General features: G+C 41.6%; 23 protein-coding genes and 1 other RNA gene. 14 read left to right on the top strand and 10 right to left on the bottom strand.

Annotated features, from left to right (window positions below):
• Nucleotides 1-6: 6 nt before the first annotated feature.
• Nucleotides 7-1,248 carry a pitrilysin family protein gene (locus tag HWQ38_RS10690; protein WP_292793099.1) on the bottom strand — a complete coding sequence of 414 codons (1,242 nt, stop codon included), beginning with the start codon at nucleotides 1,246-1,248 and terminating at the stop codon, nucleotides 7-9.
• Nucleotides 1,249-1,610: 362 nt separating this feature from the next.
• Nucleotides 1,611-1,793: non-coding RNA, 6S RNA (gene ssrS, locus HWQ38_RS10695), on the bottom strand.
• A 240-nt stretch (nucleotides 1,794-2,033) separates the two neighbouring features.
• Between ssrS and HWQ38_RS10700 the strand changes: the two genes are divergently transcribed.
• Complete coding sequence (locus HWQ38_RS10700; protein WP_292793057.1) at nucleotides 2,034-2,276, top strand: AbrB/MazE/SpoVT family DNA-binding domain-containing protein; 243 nt, start codon at nucleotides 2,034-2,036, stop codon at nucleotides 2,274-2,276.
• Entirely contained in the window at nucleotides 2,270-2,713 is a 444-nt protein-coding gene (locus HWQ38_RS10705; RefSeq protein ID WP_292793059.1) for a type II toxin-antitoxin system PemK/MazF family toxin, read from the top strand. The genes HWQ38_RS10700 and HWQ38_RS10705 overlap by 7 nt, the downstream gene beginning before the upstream one ends.
• A 171-nt stretch (nucleotides 2,714-2,884) precedes the next feature.
• Here the strand turns inward: HWQ38_RS10705 and HWQ38_RS10710 are convergent, their stop codons facing one another.
• From HWQ38_RS10710 to HWQ38_RS10720, 3 genes are all read right to left on the bottom strand, one after another.
• Nucleotides 2,885-4,036 carry a 5-(carboxyamino)imidazole ribonucleotide synthase gene (locus HWQ38_RS10710; RefSeq protein ID WP_292793101.1) on the bottom strand — a complete coding sequence of 384 codons (1,152 nt, stop codon included), beginning with the start codon at nucleotides 4,034-4,036 and terminating at the stop codon, nucleotides 2,885-2,887.
• Nucleotides 4,033-4,524, bottom strand: a complete 492-nt coding sequence (locus tag HWQ38_RS10715) for a pentapeptide repeat-containing protein (protein WP_292793061.1) — start codon at nucleotides 4,522-4,524, stop codon at nucleotides 4,033-4,035. The genes HWQ38_RS10710 and HWQ38_RS10715 overlap by 4 nt, the downstream gene beginning before the upstream one ends.
• A gap of 234 nt (nucleotides 4,525-4,758) precedes the next feature.
• Entirely contained in the window at nucleotides 4,759-4,911 is a 153-nt protein-coding gene (locus tag HWQ38_RS10720; RefSeq protein WP_292793063.1) for a lmo0937 family membrane protein, read from the bottom strand.
• A 649-nt stretch (nucleotides 4,912-5,560) separates the two neighbouring features.
• On the opposite strand from HWQ38_RS10720, the gene HWQ38_RS10725 reads away from it, so the two are divergent.
• The gene (locus HWQ38_RS10725; RefSeq protein WP_292793065.1) at nucleotides 5,561-5,884 is read left to right on the top strand and encodes a hypothetical protein; all 324 of its coding nucleotides are present in this window, start codon (nucleotides 5,561-5,563) and stop codon (nucleotides 5,882-5,884) included.
• Nucleotides 5,885-6,151: 267 nt separating this feature from the next.
• Here HWQ38_RS10725 and HWQ38_RS10730 read toward each other — a convergent pair whose 3' ends face one another.
• The gene (locus HWQ38_RS10730) at nucleotides 6,152-6,304 is read right to left on the bottom strand and encodes a hypothetical protein (RefSeq protein WP_292793067.1); all 153 of its coding nucleotides are present in this window, start codon (nucleotides 6,302-6,304) and stop codon (nucleotides 6,152-6,154) included.
• Between the two features lie 269 nt (nucleotides 6,305-6,573).
• On the opposite strand from HWQ38_RS10730, the gene HWQ38_RS10735 reads away from it, so the two are divergent.
• From HWQ38_RS10735 to HWQ38_RS10755, 5 genes are all read left to right on the top strand, one after another.
• Entirely contained in the window at nucleotides 6,574-7,332 is a 759-nt protein-coding gene (locus HWQ38_RS10735; RefSeq protein WP_292793069.1) for a TIGR04255 family protein, read from the top strand.
• Complete coding sequence (locus tag HWQ38_RS10740) at nucleotides 7,322-7,945, top strand: hypothetical protein (protein WP_292793071.1); 624 nt, start codon at nucleotides 7,322-7,324, stop codon at nucleotides 7,943-7,945. Before HWQ38_RS10735 ends, HWQ38_RS10740 begins: the two co-directional genes overlap by 11 nt.
• 9 nt (nucleotides 7,946-7,954) lie before the next feature.
• Nucleotides 7,955-8,413, top strand: coding sequence for a hypothetical protein (locus HWQ38_RS10745; protein ID WP_292793073.1), 459 nt, complete (start codon nucleotides 7,955-7,957; stop codon nucleotides 8,411-8,413).
• Between the two features lie 370 nt (nucleotides 8,414-8,783).
• Nucleotides 8,784-8,942 carry a hypothetical protein gene (locus tag HWQ38_RS10750; protein ID WP_292793075.1) on the top strand — a complete coding sequence of 53 codons (159 nt, stop codon included), beginning with the start codon at nucleotides 8,784-8,786 and terminating at the stop codon, nucleotides 8,940-8,942.
• A gap of 166 nt (nucleotides 8,943-9,108) precedes the next feature.
• Nucleotides 9,109-11,139 (top strand): FAD-dependent oxidoreductase, encoded by a 2,031-nt coding sequence (locus tag HWQ38_RS10755; RefSeq protein ID WP_292793077.1) that lies wholly within the window; start codon nucleotides 9,109-9,111, stop codon nucleotides 11,137-11,139.
• Here the strand turns inward: HWQ38_RS10755 and HWQ38_RS10760 are convergent.
• Nucleotides 11,111-11,266: a hypothetical protein gene (locus tag HWQ38_RS10760; protein ID WP_292793079.1), complete on the bottom strand. Its 156-nt coding sequence runs from the start codon at nucleotides 11,264-11,266 to the stop codon at nucleotides 11,111-11,113. The genes HWQ38_RS10755 and HWQ38_RS10760 overlap by 29 nt on opposite strands.
• An 81-nt stretch (nucleotides 11,267-11,347) precedes the next feature.
• On the opposite strand from HWQ38_RS10760, the gene clpS reads away from it, so the two are divergent.
• Together clpS and HWQ38_RS10770 are read left to right on the top strand one after the other, a co-directional pair.
• Nucleotides 11,348-11,674, top strand: a complete 327-nt coding sequence (clpS, locus tag HWQ38_RS10765; protein WP_292793081.1) for an ATP-dependent Clp protease adapter ClpS — start codon at nucleotides 11,348-11,350, stop codon at nucleotides 11,672-11,674.
• Between the two features lie 5 nt (nucleotides 11,675-11,679).
• On the top strand, nucleotides 11,680-12,003 hold the full coding sequence (locus tag HWQ38_RS10770) for a DUF2103 domain-containing protein (RefSeq protein ID WP_292793083.1): 324 nt from the start codon (nucleotides 11,680-11,682) through the stop codon (nucleotides 12,001-12,003).
• 13 nt (nucleotides 12,004-12,016) lie between these two features.
• Here HWQ38_RS10770 and HWQ38_RS10775 read toward each other — a convergent pair whose 3' ends face one another.
• The 3 genes from HWQ38_RS10775 to HWQ38_RS10785 all read right to left on the bottom strand — a co-directional run bounded on the left by HWQ38_RS10775 (nucleotide 12,017) and on the right by HWQ38_RS10785 (nucleotide 14,468).
• Nucleotides 12,017-12,337: a hypothetical protein gene (locus HWQ38_RS10775; protein ID WP_292793085.1), complete on the bottom strand. Its 321-nt coding sequence runs from the start codon at nucleotides 12,335-12,337 to the stop codon at nucleotides 12,017-12,019.
• Between the two features lie 531 nt (nucleotides 12,338-12,868).
• Nucleotides 12,869-13,354 carry a molybdenum cofactor biosynthesis protein MoaE gene (locus HWQ38_RS10780; RefSeq protein WP_292793087.1) on the bottom strand — a complete coding sequence of 162 codons (486 nt, stop codon included), beginning with the start codon at nucleotides 13,352-13,354 and terminating at the stop codon, nucleotides 12,869-12,871.
• Between the two features lie 250 nt (nucleotides 13,355-13,604).
• Nucleotides 13,605-14,468 carry an alpha/beta hydrolase gene (locus HWQ38_RS10785; RefSeq protein ID WP_292793089.1) on the bottom strand — a complete coding sequence of 288 codons (864 nt, stop codon included), beginning with the start codon at nucleotides 14,466-14,468 and terminating at the stop codon, nucleotides 13,605-13,607.
• Nucleotides 14,469-14,580: 112 nt separating this feature from the next.
• Between HWQ38_RS10785 and HWQ38_RS10790 the strand changes: the two genes are divergently transcribed.
• The 4 genes from HWQ38_RS10790 to HWQ38_RS10805 all read left to right on the top strand — a co-directional run bounded on the left by HWQ38_RS10790 (nucleotide 14,581) and on the right by HWQ38_RS10805 (nucleotide 16,937).
• Entirely contained in the window at nucleotides 14,581-15,726 is a 1,146-nt protein-coding gene (locus tag HWQ38_RS10790; protein ID WP_292793091.1) for a family 10 glycosylhydrolase, read from the top strand.
• Between the two features lie 12 nt (nucleotides 15,727-15,738).
• Complete coding sequence (locus HWQ38_RS10795; protein ID WP_292793102.1) at nucleotides 15,739-16,167, top strand: DUF2358 domain-containing protein; 429 nt, start codon at nucleotides 15,739-15,741, stop codon at nucleotides 16,165-16,167.
• A 132-nt stretch (nucleotides 16,168-16,299) separates the two neighbouring features.
• Nucleotides 16,300-16,536 (top strand): hypothetical protein, encoded by a 237-nt coding sequence (locus HWQ38_RS10800; RefSeq protein WP_292793093.1) that lies wholly within the window; start codon nucleotides 16,300-16,302, stop codon nucleotides 16,534-16,536.
• Nucleotides 16,506-16,937, top strand: coding sequence for a type II toxin-antitoxin system VapC family toxin (locus HWQ38_RS10805; RefSeq protein ID WP_292793095.1), 432 nt, complete (start codon nucleotides 16,506-16,508; stop codon nucleotides 16,935-16,937). Before HWQ38_RS10800 ends, HWQ38_RS10805 begins: the two co-directional genes overlap by 31 nt.
• The last annotated feature ends 122 nt before the right edge of the window (nucleotides 16,938-17,059 follow it).

Consider the following 17,059-nt stretch of genomic DNA (forward strand, 5'->3'; position numbering starts at 1 on the left):
CAATAACTAATACGGTTTAAGTACAGTAACCGCATAATTTTGCGGTGAAAGATACTGTTTAGCTAACTTTTGCAGTTCTTGGGCATCAAAAGACTGAATCTGTTGGGGATACGTCACAGCTAATTCAGCTTGGGCGATGGTATTGTAATATCCATAAAGCCCCGTTAGCTGATTTGGCGTTTCCGTAGAAAACGCATACTCATTACACAGCAACCTGGATGTGCGGACTAGTTCCTGTTCACTAATTTCTCTAGTCTGCAAATCATCCAAATGAGCGCAAATTAAGGACTCAACTTTCTCCAGATTTTCTGGTTCCAACCAAGCAGTTATTGTAAATAAACTTGATTCCCGTTGTAGAGAAAAACTACTGCAAATTCCTTGTACCAATTGCAAATCTTCTCGCAAATCGCGCACTAAACGCGAAGTCCGCCCTTCTGCCAATAACACCGACAACATATCTAAACCATAGCTAGTGCGGATTGACTCTACTCCTGGTACAAGCCACGCCATTAATAATCGTGCTTGTTCGATGCGTGGTAAACGCAGTTCTTGACGGCAAATTCCTGTTATTACTGGCTTGGCTACTTTCTCAAACTGCGGACAATTCGAGCGTTCGGCAAAATCAGCAAATGAATGATTTAGCATTTCCCAAGCTGGTTGCTGGGCTATACCTCCAGCAATTACCACCGTCATGTTTTCCGGCTGATAGTGAGTGCGGTGAAAACAACGCATAGCTTCTGGTGATTGCTGCATCAGTTCTTGCTCAGTACCTAGCACCGAACGTCCATAAGGGTGACGCTGGTAGATGCTTTGAATCAGAGCTTGGAATCCTATCCAGTCGGAATCGTCTTGACAAGAGCGAATTTCCTCTAGCACCACGTCCCGTTCGCGGCTAAATTCATCTTCTGGAATTGCCGCATTCAGCAGTAGTTCTCCCAAGTAGGGCAGAGTATCTTTTAAATAAGGGGCAGCTGTGGTCAGTGAATAATGAGCATAATCATAGCTTGTCGCCGCATTGCTCACGCCACCTCGGTTTTCAACTTTGTAATCGAACATTCCAGGGGGTAGCGTCGCTGTACCTTTAAAAATCATGTGTTCTAAAAAGTGCGCCATGCCAAACCACGGTTCTGGCTCTAGGCTTGCTCCAGCACGCACCCAAACATCCGCCACAACTACAGGGGTAGTGGGAATTTCTTGATGAATAAACGTTAAACCACTCTCTAGTCGGAAGACCGAGGCTGGAAACACGGTATTAGTTAGTTGTTTTAACAATTTTTTGTAGTTTTAACCACAATTTTAGATAATTTTGTTATCTTAACTCTGAACGATACCTAATTTAGAATCAAGTTATACAGATTTTGTTTTTATCAGCAGGTATTACTAACTTCAGTAGATTTAACTCTTTTGTAAGTTGACACTAAAAATGCAAGCCAAGAGCTTACAAATTGGCTCAAGCAATGTAGAACGCTTGGGGGGCTTACTAAAAAGTCGTATTTTCTCCCAATTCCAGTAGCACTTGTTGCAGTGCTATAAGTTTTTCTGATTTCAATAATTAAAGCTCCCAAATCCTAACTGATTTTGGGAGCTAATAATTTTGAGCTAATAATTTTAAGTTCACCGCGACGCCGTTTTACCTAAGTTTATGACCTGGTTTAACCAGGTGGGAACTAAATTCCTCGTTTAAAGTTTCCGGGTACATGCCCGGTTTACTGCCACGAGAACTGTTTGGCTCCCCTGTCTTTAAAGGCATAGATCAAAAAACTTGATGGCAGTCACCAACGTCGTAGTGCAACTTCCTCATTATAGCTTTCAACAAGATGTTGTGTGTTCAATATTGAAAGTTTCTCAGGAAGCATCTCACTTTTACCTTCTACCCCGTTTGTTTGGAAGTCACTTACAAACGGGATGTTGACACCCGCTAATTAAATATGTATATTCAAAGTATATACATCAGACAAAAATTAGTAAGAGCGTTAGTTCTGCCTTCTTAGAGTTAAGCGTGTGTATCTCTAACAAAACATTTGGAGATAGCTATGACAGCAGTTGTTGCTAAGTGGGGAAACAGTTTAGCTATTCGGATTCCAAGAGCAGTCGCTGAACAAGTTCATGTAACAGAAGGAACGGATATAATTTTTACTGTCTCAGGCGACAGTATTATAATTACACCGCGAAAAAGAAAAAAATATACGCTTGATGAGTTACTTGAAGGTATGACTCCTGATAATTTTCATTCGGAGTTTGAAACTGGAAACGCTGTGGGGAATGAAGATTGTTAGTTAATTCATACTTTCCTGATCGGGGAGATATTGTCAAATTAGAATTCGGAGCCATACAACAATTTACGGGGGATTCGATTCAGCGTGCATTTATCCTCAGAGGGTCAGGAATATCATTTGATGACATTGCTAGAACATTAAATAATGAACTAGAACAACTTGGGCGTGAGCAGATTGGCTACCGCCCTGTTCTTGTAATGTCTCCAATTAAATACAATCGAATGGCTTCCTTAGTTTTAGCCTGTCCAATTACTAACAAAACAAAGGGACTCCGTTTTGAAGTTCCTCTTGTTCAAGGAATGAAAACACAGGGGGTTGTGTTAGCTGACCAGATTAAAACATTGGATTGGAAAGCTAGAAAAGTAACATTTGTTGAAAAAGTTACACAAGATTTAATTGAAGAAGTGCAAGCAAGACTTGAAACATTAATTTTATAACTGTAAAAAGTGCTATAGTATGCAGCTTGACTATCTTCCCATAATTACATCATGTCCGCCAAATTAACTATAAAGAACCGGCCGGGTGGGTTGCGGGTATTATGCTTAATTGCCCGGACATCATATTACAGCGATATTTGCAAAAGTCAGATGCTCGCATTTGTGAGCAATTTACCTGGGATACCAGATAGATTCTATGCTGTGGGCAATGGGGTACGCCGATTCTCTATTTTGATTATCTAGCAAAACGGTGACATGTCCCAACTTTCGCCCAGGACGTGATTCTGTCTTCCCATACCAGTGAACGTGCGCCTGGGGAATCTCTGCTATTTGTTGACGCTGACTTTGGTAGTCGCTGTGAGAATTTTCATACCCCAGGAGGTTGACCATCACAGCGCCAGCACACTGCAAAGCCGCATTTCCCAAAGGTAAACCACAAACGGCTCTTAGGTGTTGCTCAAACTGAGAAGTTTCGCAGGCGTCAAGGGAAAAATGCCCAGAATTGTGAGTACGGGGGGCAATTTCATTTACCAGGATGCCATCAGTAGTGAGAAATAGCTCAATTCCCAAAATTCCGACTACTTCTAGGCTATTTAATAGAGTATGTGCGATCGCGTGTATTTCTGCTACTTGATTGGGCGTAATCTCGGCTGGCGCAATCACCCGCCGACACACTTGTTGTTCTTGTTGGGTTTCTACTACTGGATAAGTTACAATTTCTCCCTCTACAGAACGCGCTGCAATTATTGCTAGTTCTCTTTCAAAAGGGACAAATTCTTCTAACAAGAAAAGTGATTGATTTAAAGTTTTTGTTGTGGTTTCATAACTTAGCTTTTGCTCTAAAGTAGCAAAATCCGTAATTATGAAAGTCCCCTGACCATCATAACCGTGGCGTCGGGATTTCAGGACTGCTGGCAAACCGAGATATTCTATTTTTGATTTGAGATTTTCCGTCTGGTCAAGGGCGAAAAATTCAGGAACTGGTAAGCCCAAGTCGCTTAGATAGCAGCGTTGGTGATATTTATCTAAAAGAGGAGCTAAGGCTTCTAATCGTGGGCGAAAACAAACACCTTGCTGTGCTAAAACAGATAAAGCTTGTATGTTAACAAATTCGTTTTCAAAGGTGATAATATCACATTTTTGAGCTAATATTTCTGTAGCCCTGGCGTCATCTACCGGAGCGAAAACGATTTCTTGGGCAATTGACACAGCCGGGTCGTTTTCACTAGGAGTTTGTATTACCAATTCTACTCCTAGCTGCTGTGCTGCATCCGCCATCATCCAGGCAAGTTGTCCGCCACCAATTACACCAACACGCTTCATTGACATCCTAGAGAATCACGAGTTTGCACGCCTGTTTTGGAATTCACACCACTGGCTTTTAGACACAGTTCTTTGATTTGCACCCGATCCAAAATTGCATCTGTAAAATCTGCACCGTCTATATTCACATCATTAAATATGGCGCGGAGCAAAAGAGCTTCTTTGAAAACTGCATCGCTCAAATCTGCCTTAGTCAAGTTTACCTGATCAACCATTGCATTCGTTAAATCTGCTCCGTGAAGATTTGCTTTTGTCATCACCGAAGCGCTCATGACTGCTCCCCGCAAGTCAGCGTTTGCAAAGTTAGCCAGTTCCATGTTGGCGTTAGAAAACTCCGCAGCTTGCAAACTTTCACCTGAAAAATCGCGTCTTGACAACTCTGCATTGCTAAATGACAGTGGATGAGTCCAATCTACTGCCAGTGCGGGAGCAGCCACGCACCAGATAATAATTCCTAGAAGGAATGCCAACCCTTGTCGCCAAAACATATCGAGAGCCAATTTGGTGTCTAATCACTGCATTTAAGCTTACCGCATTTGAATATTAGCAAGACTAGATCATCCTAATTGAGACTTGCAGACGTTTAGTTAGAGAGCGGCAATATAGGAGCGATCGCACTCAATATATAGCGTTTTTTAAGCAACTGAGGTACACTTAAATTTTTTTTACCAAGGGTTAGTAACTTTGAAAATGTACCTCACTAGGTCGGGAACGACTATATTTCAGACATCACGCCCTTTGAAAAAATTATATATAGCAAGTCCAATGGCTAAAAGCAACACTGCATGAATTAAATTTCCAGCAATATGAAGTGCCAGTCCTAATGCCCAAAAAGCAATCAGTACAACAACAATACCCCAAAGTATATTGAACATATATTTGCTCTGAGTCCAGTAAGTTTTAATTTGCTCATATATTTTACTCCTAGCTTCACTTTAATTCTATTTATCCTCAGAGAGGTATATAAATAGGACTTACGCAAAGCTACACGCAGTCTGGGGCAATACTTTTCGGGTAAGCGTAAATTACTCCCTCATAGTCTGGGTATTGGTTTTGGGGTAAAGGCTAAATTCCAAAAGCTTTAGCAGAACCTATCGCTCTTGATAAAGGTAAAACTTGAAATTCCTAACTCTCAAGAAATGCTTTAGCCGGATGACACAATCTCTACATGGATTATGCCCACGCTTGTTGATTTGTTCACAATTCTTCATTTTTAAATTTGAATTTTCGGATATAACGAGTTTTATTGAGCAGTAATACTTACTGACTTATTTACAATTCTTGACTTTCAATTTGTTAAGTAAAGTTTATTGAATTTCAAAGTCAACAGCCCCGATCACCTGTTAATCTTTTAATTAATGAAAGCAAGGTTTGAGCGTAATTATATGCGTCTCAAGTGCTTAACAAAGCTTAAAAGTTGGATAATTAGCGTTAATTTTATAGCGATTAGTTAGTTCTTGAGGAATCTCTAAGAGTTTATATTCACCCAGTACACACCTTACACAAACTAAACTCCGAAACCCGATGATGAATCATTACTCACTTCAATGGATTGAGGCATGGTGCCAAGAAAATGGTTGGACAGATTTATTTGTCGAGCGACGTAATAACTTCTGGGCTTTCCCTCCGGGTGGGGTAATGCCGGAACCAATTCCAGTTCATGTTCTGAGATTAATTAAAGCCGAAAAGGGATTGACTTTTGAAGAACGATTGTGGTCGATGTCCGCAGTAATTTGCACAATCCTAGCTGTTGTTTTTACCTTTGGCTTCCAGTCTCCGATGCCATTAGTTTTGGCTTTCGCTTTTAACGCCGTTACGGTGGCTCAATTTGAACTTGAAGATGCCTAAATTCTTATTTTGGGCTTTGCTATTAAAAACTGCTCTTGTCTACTTTTAGCAAGAGCAGTTTTTAATTTTAGAAAAAGAGACGAAATCACCACAGTTTCAGCTAAAGATTATTAGTAACTAATTATCGATTGACCAATGCAGCTTCTAAAATTTTGATCGGGTAATGGTTCAAACGATCGTACTTGATGTAAGCTTCGTTGTTCAGTAGCGATCGCCTCACAGCGTTGCCTAAATTCAGGCGATAGACTTTGAATTAATCACATATCTTTAGGGATCTTGCTTCAATTTGCCATCATTTTGAGACAGATCGCCATACGCTGCTTTAACTAAAGATGCTAAAGCATTGGCGATCGCTGGATCAAGGTTTTTGTCATCATTGTCTCCAGAGCATTGATACGCACGTTGAAAACAGGAAATCAAAGACTAGACAGGCTAATTGATTCTCTATCCACAGTCGCTAAAAGCCCCGCAATCTCACCGTGGAATCTCCTAACTCCGTAGATGACGCCGCCAAGATCATGAATGATTTTTCAACGGGACAGGTTGTGGCGGCAGGATTGTGAGGTTATGAAAAACTTTTTATAAGGACAGACTTATATATCTTAAGATTAGTAAACGGGAATCGTTATTTTTCGTCTTAAATTTGTAGCTTACTAAAAACGTGAGGTTATACTGCACTTGAGTAATCTATGACACGCCGTCAGTATAGTAATCCACCAATAGAAGAGGCAATCTGTGAGTTTCGCTTTGCTCCTGGACAAGCATGGAATTTTACAATACCAGGCTTGTTCTATGAAAAAGTAAGAGATTTATACACAGGTGAGCCACAGCAGCAAAGCTTAATAACAACGGAATTTAAATTTGGGCGGGTGCCGCCTGCAAAGCCTGAGATTACGGTAACACAAGAGCTGCCCAAGTTTTTGTTCCCTTCTGCCGATGCTGCCAAATTAGTAGGTGTGGGGCCTGATGCACTGAGCATCCATAGCCTTCGCCCTTATGAAGGGTGGGATGAATTTAGTTACAGAATTGATCAGGCATACCAATTTTATTTAGAAGTTGCTAAACCTGTTGGCATAACCCGTATTTCTCTTCGCTACATAAATCGAATAGTTATTTCACCTGATGAGGCAGTTGACCTTAGTGAGTATTTCAATATATATCCTCAATTCCCGGATAGCCTTCCAAGCAACATATCAGGATTGGTGACGCGAACTGAATCAATTTATGAAGATATTCCAATTAGGCTAGTGATAACCTTATCAGATGCCGAACCACCATCTGAACAAGTTGTATTTATACTTGATTTGGACATTTCTCAAACCTGGATAGAAAAGCCTTTATCCCTTAAAGAAGTGCTTTCTAATTTACATGAATTAAAGAGTAGAGAAGGACAAGCCTTTGAGAGTTTGATTACTGATCGCACAAGGGAGTTATTCGATGTCAAGTAAAGCCGCCTATTACACAAAGGACGAACGTCGCAATTCAGAGACAACAGCGCTATCTCAGATACGCGGCAAATTAACCCAACTTCCGCTTTCTCAATCAGCAGAAGGCTTGCAAAGTGCATCGGTTGTGCAAAACGCCAATCTTGTTATTCTTGCGACAGACAGAACATCAACCGTGGGGAGTTGGAAATATCGGTCTAAGATAGCTGCTTCTTCAGTTCAAAGGGCCAAAGCTATCTCTGAGCAATCTGATAATTATGCAGTGCTGGAACTTTCAAGCTGGAGCTATTCACCAGCTCACAAAACTCACAGAAGAATTGCTGAACTAGGATCTGACAATGAAACCTATAAATACACCATAGAATGGTTGAAGCAACTACGCAAGCTTGTTGCTGCTGACCAAATGTGGTGGGGTGAGCCACTGGTAAATCTGAGCTTTGACTCAGAAATAGTTTTTGAGTGGTGGCACGAAACTAAAAAGTTAACTGTTTATATTTTGGGAAATACCGCAGAATACATCAAAGTTTGGGGGACTGACATTGACAATGAAATGGAAGACGGCGCGTGTGCATCACCTGCTCAACTTACGGCTCTCTGGAAATGGCTAGTTTCATAGAGGTTTGCAGTGAGCGATGTGGTTACAGATGATGAGCTATTGTATCGGTGCATTTTTTGTGGATTAGACAAATATTACCGCATTGGAGAGTTTGGATTAGAACTTAGCTCACAAGCTTTTACAGATAGAAATCAAGCTCCTTCTGTTGACAGAGCAAAGCTTCGTGGTTATGACCCACAATGCACGCAGAAAAACCCAGATGATGGTGTAGTGAGCTTAATTGCTGGCGAAGTTCGGATGATAAATGTTTCTCAAAACGATCCAAAAGGCAACCCAGTTTTTGATTATAAAATTGATGTCTGTCCAAGACCAACAGACGACAATCCATCTCACGCACAAATTGAGCCATCTCCTAGTTACACGAACAAAGGAACTTTTAAAAAAGTTGCAGAAAAGCTGGCACGGCTTGCAAGCGAGAGAATCAAGAAAGAGGATTGGGAGATTAAGCCACAGGATTTACCAACCTAGTCCTTCGCAATATCCTTATCATCTGTCCACATTCACTTAAAACACCACTCGACACAGTGGTGTTTTTGTTTGAGCTTGTGATCGCCAAGGTTGAACAGCAAGACCAATGTTCGCAAAAATTATGTAATTTAACTATCTCCTAAATTAGAGTAATTCAAGACTGGTTCAATGCCAGATTTTACCTTTTCGATTCTTGAGAAACATAGGTAATCAAGATTTAGATTTATTTATTTACTCTCGAACGCAAATAGTCAATTGTCCAAGTGATTTTATCACTCTTGGGGATGCGTACCCTTTGAACTTTCACTAGCCTTTTAAAGGCTGTTGTTTACAAAAAGTAATTTTACCCTTTATTAATGACTCCTGTGCTATGGAAGAAGAAAAGTTAGATATTCTCTATCGTACTTTCTTTTTGAGAACTGACACAGGTTTAGCTTTTACCGGTGGCTACTACGTAGGCTGTGTAGCCGGGAGCGAGTGTGGAAAAGTATCTGGTGTAAGTGGAGTGCGTGGTCTACTCTTTGCTTGAGTGCTGAGTTAGAAGTTGGGAATTAATAGTTAGCGATTAGGTATTATGTATTGGGAAGAATATCAGTCCCCAATGCTCAATACCCAATTCAATAAGCTTGTAATGAACATTTGCTGGATGCTAATGTCTACAAGGTGACATAGGATTTGGAGTGATTTTTTTAACCATGAAGCACAGACACAAAGTAGCTTATAGCTTGACATCGCTGATCAGTGTCAATTTAATATCTAGCTTAGTTGCATTTGATTGGGCGAACGCCACACCACCAAGAACCCCAGACAAAAGTGTTAATTGCGAGATTTTAGTTGTCGGTGGTGGACTTTCTGGCGTCGCTACAGCTTACGAGGGGTTGCTAGCAGGACGAACGGTTTGCCTCACGGAAATTACTGACTGGCTGGGAGGACAAATTTCTGCTCAAGGGACATCTGCGTTAGACGAACGCCCAACTCAGCGAGCTCTCAAATTCTATTCTCGCGGCTACTTAGAATTGCGAAACCGGATTGGGCGCAAATACGGTAAACTTAACCCCGGTAACTGTTGGGTAAGTGAATCTTGCTTTCTTCCCCGCGATGCTCACACCATTTTGACTCAGATGCTCAAAGATGCTGAGAAAAAGGGCAAAGGAAAGTTGCAATGGTTTCCCAATACGGTAATTAAAGATTTGGAAATCGCTGCTGATGGCAAAATAATTAATAGTGCGATCGCAATCCAACATCAACCAGCAAAAGGCGCACCACCTCTTAATACTTTTACTTTATCTCAAAGTATTGAAGATGCCTATAGCTACGAAAACTCATCTCGGTTTACTAAAACTATTCTCCGTTTTATCCCCAAAGAAGCGAAAGGGGATGCTCCTAAATGGTACGTCGTAGACACCAGCGAAACCGGGGAAATTATCGCCCTTGCTGATGTTCCCTACCGATTAGGCATTGATGCCCGTTCCTACCTAGAACCTTCTGCTTCCAGCGCTAACAACGACCCTTATTGCCCTCAAGGTTTTACCTACACCTTTGCAATGGAGGCAACTAAGGAACCACAACCGCAGACGATGCCCCCATTTTATTTAGAATACGCACCATATTTCAGCTATGAATTAACGCGACTGGCTAACTTTGATTTAGTTTTCGCCTATCGTCGGATTTGGAGTCCAAACAAAGGCAAACCTGCAAAATTCGGAGGTGTAAATTTTACTGCTGCGACACCAGGGGACATCTCGATGCAAAACTGGACTTGGGGTAACGACTACCGCCCCGGAACAGCTAACGATAACCTAATTTACAGTCGCCAACAGTTAGAAGCTACTGGGCAGTTAAAACCAGGGGGCTGGATGGGAGGACTGCGGACAGAAACCCTCCGCAAAGCTGAGGAAAATGCCCTATCTTTCTATTACTGGTTGGTAGCTGGGATTACAGATTCCCGACTGGGGGAGGGTATAAAGCAGCAGCAAGCTAATAATCGCTTGTTGTCAGGGCTAAATTCGCCGATGGGGACAGTGCATGGCTTATCGAAATATCCTTATATGCGCGAAGGACGGCGGATCATTGGCCGCCCCAGTTGGGGACAACCCGGAGGCTTTAGTATTGGGGAAATTGATATTTCTCGCCGAAATTATAATGATGAGTATTACTCCAAGACTCTGCCAGCAGATATGTATCGTAGGCTACGAGCAGCCCTTGCCGGTTTGGAAGCAGTATCAGTAATTGACGGTAAAATTTCACCAGACAAAGCAATGCGACGGACTCGTTCTACCATCTTCCCCGACGCTGTGGGTATTGGTCACTACGCGATAGATTTCCATCCTTGCATGGTGAATAGTCCCCCTGAAGCCCCTGGTAACACAGAACATCCAGGCGAAAGGCTTGGTGCTGGTCAAGCTTATCCCTTCCAAATTGCTCTGAGGGCGATGATTCCGCAGAAAATTGACAATTTGCTGGTAGGAGGTAAAAGCATTGCTACTAGTCATATTGCTGCTGCTGCCTATCGGGTACATTCCTTTGAATGGTCGGCTGGCGCAGCTGCGGGAACAGTCGCTAGTTTTGCTATCAAAAATGCGATCGCACCTTACCAACTAATCGATGACTTACCCAAACAAGAGCTACAACTGGAAGCGCTCAAACGGCTTTTGCAACAAAATGGTAATCCTACCGCTTTCCCAGATACATCTATTTTTAACGAAAACTGGGATAATTGGAAATAGGGCATTGGGCATGGGGCATTGGGCATTGGGAAAACACTTTCTTCATCCCCTTGTCCCCCTTGTCTCCCTCATCTCCCTTGTCCCCCTTGTCCCCCTCATCTCCCCACTCCCATTCGGCTACGCTCACGGCAAGCCCACTCCCCACTCCCCAGACAATAGACTAAACTAGTTATTTAATATTTGTAAAATTACCTTGCCCAATTGTTCTATGGTTACGACACTTTCAGCCGATATTTACGGGATGGCCACAGCACCAACTATAGCTCCTGAACGGTCTAATCAAGTTACCAGCAAGCCGTATCCAAATTACAAAGTGATTGTATTAAATGATGATTTTAATACATTCCCACATGTGGCTGAATGTTTGATGAAATATATTCCGGGGATGACTGGCGATCGCGCCTGGGATTTGACTAATCAGGTACACTATGAAGGTCAAGCGATCGTCTGGGTTGGTCCCCAAGAACCTGCGGAACTCTATCACCAGCAGCTGCGCCGAGCAGGTTTGACAATGGCACCTCTAGAAGCAGCTTAATCATCATGGGCAAACCCACCGTAGATCCCCTCCGAGCGGCTTCGCAAAAAGCTGCTAGACTGGTTTGGAATCACTCAACACACCTTTCTGGTCTCATCCCAATTTTAGAACGTCTTTGTCGGCACGATGGCATCCAAACCGTGACGCCGGGAGTGATTGGGCGAGCAAGAGGTCATTGTCCAAAAATGCAACTGCGTGTCTCAGTACCGATTCGCGGCGGCTATAAAGTAATTGCACGGCAGGGAAAGACGGTACAAGAGGTATTTATTTTAACCCCTTTGCCACAGTTGGAACTAGAAATGGCATTAGCGATCGCAATGAAATCTTAATCATGGCTGATGACTATTCCTCAACACGATGTACTGCAAATTTGTGTAGTGGCAGACTAACAATACAAGAAAAAGTTAAGAAATATGACAGAGCTGTAGTTATTCTCAAACTCATGACTACAGATTCCCAGTCGGGTAAAACTATTTTCTCTATGCCAAAGGCTACACAATAAACTAGCCAGTAAGTAAAGCTCATTCTAAACAGAATCCGCTCTGTTTCTTCCACATCATTTTTTTGCTGCTTACTGTCCCACAATAACACCAGTCCAATAATGCAAGCTACAAAGGAAACAGCAACTACAAATTCGTGACAAAATATATTTAACGAATGCATTTGTGTTTATCCCCATATTTTTCCGTTGAAATTCAGTCTAAAGTAATATTCCTTGCAGGAATACAAAATATTTACAAACCTCAATAGAGTCATGCAGTTTAGGTAAACAAATGCAACAAAAATTGTTGTTTTGCAAATCGAGATATTTTTAGTAAAAATTAAATATTTTTGTGAAGCAGGCGTTTCAGAATTAGAGATTATATCATGTCCGCTTGATTACTTATTAAACCCGAAGAACCCCACCCCGCCAAAGCTACGTTTTGTCTCCCCTCCCCGCTTGCGGGGAGGGGATTAAGGGGAGCCAGTGCGGTCTTGGGGTCTCCCCAAGTGGAGCATCTGGCGTGTGGGGTGCAATGACTGTGAGAATCATAACTAATTATGCGGACATGATATTATTAACTTGGTTTAGATTTTGGTTAAAGAACTGTCATCCAGCAACTAGCACAGCACAAATCATCGTTTGCTAATTGCTGGATGAATAACTGCCTGTTCAAGAGATTGCAATTGTGTGAAGACAATAGCTCATAAATCTTAACAATTTTCTCCCAATGTTTCACAAGCACCAATACTCACCCAGCTGCTAGAACCATCTTCCCAATGTTCTTTCTTCCAAATAGGAGCATTGTGTTTGAGAGTATCAATAGCATACTGGCAAGCTTCAAACGCCTCACTCCGATGAGGACAACCCACTGCTACTAAAACGCTAATTTCTCCAACTTGCAAACGTCCGGTGCGATGATGAATCACTACCCGATTCACATCAGACATAGATAAGCGAATATCAGCAGCAATTTGATAAAATATCTGCAATGCCATAGGTTCGTAAGCTTGATACTCTAGAGCAATTACAGGTTTACCATCAGTTTGATTGCGAACCACGCCACTCATCATAACCACAGCACCGTTGGCTGGATCGTCAGACTTGGCATAGATTTCTTCAAGAGATAGTGGTGCAAAGCTAATGGCAAAACTATCTTCAGCTCTTGGTTTAACAGCAGAAGCAAGTGTAGTCGTCATAACTGCGTTGGTATAATATGGGCTTTTTCTATTGTCTCTGAACAAAAGGCTGCTGGTGTATATTTAGTTGCTCTTGCCAATGCTTTTGGGCAAAACATTGACGCTAACCGTCAGTGGTTCAAAGCCAAGGTAGGGTTGGATGTACAGGAAATGTCACGAGATATAGGGTTCGGCTGGATTTGTATGGAAAGTGGCTTAATTTTTGTTTTCCGAGAGTGACAAAAGCGGGATATTAGCAAATAGTGTTAAGTTAAGTCTTGAGAAATTCTCGCATATACTGATTGACCAACTCAGGCTGTTCTTGCTGTACCCAATGACCACAATTAGGAATGTATTTGATTTGAAAGTCCCTGACATAGGCTATAGTGTCGTAGGTTAATTCCTTGCCGAGTGCAGTGTCATTTTCTCCCCAAATCATCAGTGTTGGCACTTCTAGAACGCCCCAATTTGGATTTAGCATTCTCTGTTGAAAAATATTGCGGTAATAGTTTAACATTGCTGTGAGGGCACCGGGTTTTGCAGCAGCATTTTTATAAGCGCCAATATCCGCTTTAGTGAAAGCACTCTTGTTAACTGCTGTACCTTTAAAAGCTGTTTCAATAGCTTGGTAGTCTGAAGATTGTAAAAGTAATTCTGGTATCCACGGTAGTTGAAAGACAAACACGTAGTAACTACGCAGCAACTGTTGGAGAGTGCGTAACCCTTGGGCAAATTTGGCAGGATGAGGTAGGTTAAGGATAATTAATTGCTCCAGCATTTCGGGATGAGCATAGGCAAAATTCCAAGCGATCGCACCACCCCAATCATGTCCAACTAAAACACACTTTTGGTATCCTAATCCTTTAATTACTCCCTCAACATCTTTGATAAATTCATTCATTACATAAGCTGATTGCTCTGTTGGTTTATCACTATCGTTGTAGCCACGCAAGTCAAGGGCGACGACTTTAAAATCTTGGGCAAATTCTGGTATTTGATGCCGCCAAGAATACCAAAACTCAGGAAACCCATGCAACATCAACATTAAGGGACCTTCACCTTGGGTAACGTAGTGTAGTTTCACCCCATTAGTAGTTATATATTTGTGTTTCCAAGTCACTTCTATTACAGACATATCTAGTATTTTTTGTAGGTGATAGTTATTATGTATAATGTTTTTCCTAAAAACATCTGCTAAGAGATAGTTTTAAAAGGGCAATAAGATGATTATTTGAGATACAAATAAAATGGACACAATAGAAACGCGTGGTATCTGGCTGACGACTACTGATAGTAAAGTTCTAAAGTCAAAGCAACGCATTGCTGAGGCGATGGATTTCCTTGCTGAGACGGGATTTAATGTGGTGTTTCCCGTGGTTTGGAACAAGGCTGTAACTCTGTATCCTAGTCAAACAATGCAGCAGACTTTTGGAGTCGAAATTGACCCTATGTGTGTAGGACGCGACCCTTTAGAAGAAGTTGTGGTTGAGGCGCGGCGAGTTGGGTTGAAAGTCATTCCTTGGTTTGAATACGGTTTTGCCAGTTCCTACAATTTGAATGGCGGTGTACTTTTGCAGAAAAAACCAGAATGGGCTGCGCGTGATTGTAACGGCAACTTACTGAAGAAAAACGGCTTTGAGTGGTTGAATTCTCTCGACTCACAGGTGCAGGAATTTTTGTTAAAATTGGTGCTGGAAGTTGTGAAGAATTATGATGTGGATGGTGTTCAAGGTGACGATCGCTTGCCTGCATTACCCTCTGAAGGTGGCTATGATCAGGGAACTGTCACCCGCTATCGCCAGAAATTTGATCACAATCCGCCACAGAATCCCAAGGATAGACAATGGTTACAGTGGCGTGCAGATATTCTCACTGACTTCTTGGCGCGTCTTTATCGGGAGGTGAAAGCGGTGAATCCTAATTTGCTGGTAGCGATCGCACCTAATATCTATGATTGGGCATTCCAGGAATATCTGCAAGACTCCCCCGCATGGCTGAAGCGGGGAATAGTTGATATGATTCAGCCGCAGATTTATCGCCGTGACTTTAGGAGTTATTGTGCGATCGCTGATAAACTAGTAAATCAACAGTTTACAGATGCGACACTACCGAAGTTAGTGCCAGGAATTCTGATGAAGCTTGGCAGTTATTGTATTAGTTCAGAATATCTGGTGCAGGCAATTGAATACAATCGTCAACTTGGCATTCAAGGAGAGGTATTCTTTTTTTACGAAGGTTTGCGCGAGAATAACAATACCCTAGCTAAAGTTTTGCGAAATGGCCCTTATGCTAAGTCTGCATCATTTCCCACTCTGTCAGATTTGAATGGAGGTGGTGTGAGTAACAAGAGGACATCTTCTATTTGGCAAAGGTTGTTCAAAAAGATTTTTTAAGGAAAAATGCGCGTGGAATCTCAATTATCGGTGGAACGAGTAATTAAAACTCTCAAACAGGATTTACCAACACTTTTTCAAAAAGACATCTCATATCACATCTATACACAAGATATCTATTTTAAAGACCCGGTGAATACATTCCAATACAAATTTAACTATCGGATTATATTTTGGACTTTGCGATTTCACGCTCGGCTATTTTTTACCCAAATTTACTTTGATGTGCATGAGGTTTATCAGTTAGCCGAAGACACGATTTTAGCAAAGTGGACAGTGCGGGGAGTATTGCGCGTTCCTTGGAAAGCAGGGTTACTTTTTAACGGCTATTCAACGTATAAACTCAACCAAGATAATTTAATATATGAACATATCGACACCTGGGATAGAAAACCAGGTGAGATTTTACGGCAGTTTTGGCAAAGAGGAGGAGAGAGCTAATTAGCTTCTAGATATTCGTTTTTTAGACGAAGAATAATTGAGATTGAAATAAGTTGTTAAATTTAGTTTAAATCAACTCTTCCTCTTCACTAAGATAATGATAAACTGTTAATAAAAGTTAAGGTCATAAAAATGGAGAAAGCAGTAAAGTTAGAAGAAGCTCTTGAATTAGTAAAGCAGCTTTCACTAATAGATAAAGTACGTTTGATTGAGCAAGTTGCACCTCAAATTGAAAGAGAGTTGACAATGATTCAGCCGAAACAGCGAAAGTCTTTGAGAGGGTTGTGGCGAGGTAGCAATATCAGTGAGTCAGACATTTCAGAAATTAGAGAGCAAATGTGGGCAAACTTCCCTCGAAAGGACGTTTGATGTCTAATTTGGTAACGGATACCCATGCTCTGATTTGGTATTTAGAAGATAGTTCGCGTCTTAGTGCTGCTGCTAACCAGGCTTTTGAGGAGTGCGAACGCGGTGAAATTGTTATTTACATCCCAACGATTTGCCTTGTAGAAATTGTTTATTTACAGGAAAAAGGACGTATATCAGCGGATATGAAGTCTCAACTAGATACTGCATTAATAGCTAGGAATAGTGGGATGATTCTAGCAAATCTTACAGATGAGGTAGTTACAGCATTGGCAACAATACCACGAGACAGTGTTCCTGATATGCCTGACAGAATTATTGCAGCCACTGCTAAGTATTTAGGTTTACCCCTAATTAGTAGAGACACTAGAATGCCTTTATCTGGGATAGCTATAATCTGGTAGGATAAGAATCTTTGTAATTGGGTATGACAAAGACTCCTGGAAAATGACCCTTACTTTGTATCCGCTCAATAAATAGGGGATAGGAAGAAAAATAAGAGGATACAAAGGGTCACACCGGATTG

It is taken from the genome of Nostoc sp. NMS7 (assembly GCF_017115085.1).
Classification (GTDB): Bacteria; Cyanobacteriota; Cyanobacteriia; order Cyanobacteriales; family Nostocaceae; genus Nostoc.

Bases quoted from the DNA above. Each gene is read 5' to 3' on its own strand.
- HWQ38_RS10780 (WP_292793087.1), bottom strand. From the start codon at position 13,354: ATGACGACTACACTTGCTTCTGCTGTTAAACCAAGAGCTGAAGATAGT.
- HWQ38_RS10740 (WP_292793071.1), top strand. From the start codon at position 7,322: ATGTCAAGTAAAGCCGCCTATTACACAAAGGACGAACGTCGCAATTCA.
- HWQ38_RS10725 (WP_292793065.1), top strand. From the start codon at position 5,561: ATGATGAATCATTACTCACTTCAATGGATTGAGGCATGGTGCCAAGAA.
- HWQ38_RS10755 (WP_292793077.1), top strand. From the start codon at position 9,109: ATGAAGCACAGACACAAAGTAGCTTATAGCTTGACATCGCTGATCAGT.
- HWQ38_RS10800 (WP_292793093.1), top strand. From the start codon at position 16,300: ATGGAGAAAGCAGTAAAGTTAGAAGAAGCTCTTGAATTAGTAAAGCAG.
- HWQ38_RS10750 (WP_292793075.1), top strand. From the start codon at position 8,784: ATGGAAGAAGAAAAGTTAGATATTCTCTATCGTACTTTCTTTTTGAGA.
- HWQ38_RS10785 (WP_292793089.1), bottom strand. From the start codon at position 14,468: ATGTCTGTAATAGAAGTGACTTGGAAACACAAATATATAACTACTAAT.
- HWQ38_RS10775 (WP_292793085.1), bottom strand. From the start codon at position 12,337: ATGCATTCGTTAAATATATTTTGTCACGAATTTGTAGTTGCTGTTTCC.
- HWQ38_RS10715 (WP_292793061.1), bottom strand. From the start codon at position 4,524: ATGTTTTGGCGACAAGGGTTGGCATTCCTTCTAGGAATTATTATCTGG.
- HWQ38_RS10720 (WP_292793063.1), bottom strand. From the start codon at position 4,911: ATGTTCAATATACTTTGGGGTATTGTTGTTGTACTGATTGCTTTTTGG.
- HWQ38_RS10700 (WP_292793057.1), top strand. From the start codon at position 2,034: ATGACAGCAGTTGTTGCTAAGTGGGGAAACAGTTTAGCTATTCGGATT.
- HWQ38_RS10710 (WP_292793101.1), bottom strand. From the start codon at position 4,036: ATGAAGCGTGTTGGTGTAATTGGTGGCGGACAACTTGCCTGGATGATG.
- clpS (WP_292793081.1), top strand. From the start codon at position 11,348: ATGGTTACGACACTTTCAGCCGATATTTACGGGATGGCCACAGCACCA.
- HWQ38_RS10770 (WP_292793083.1), top strand. From the start codon at position 11,680: ATGGGCAAACCCACCGTAGATCCCCTCCGAGCGGCTTCGCAAAAAGCT.
- HWQ38_RS10790 (WP_292793091.1), top strand. From the start codon at position 14,581: ATGGACACAATAGAAACGCGTGGTATCTGGCTGACGACTACTGATAGT.
- HWQ38_RS10735 (WP_292793069.1), top strand. From the start codon at position 6,574: ATGACACGCCGTCAGTATAGTAATCCACCAATAGAAGAGGCAATCTGT.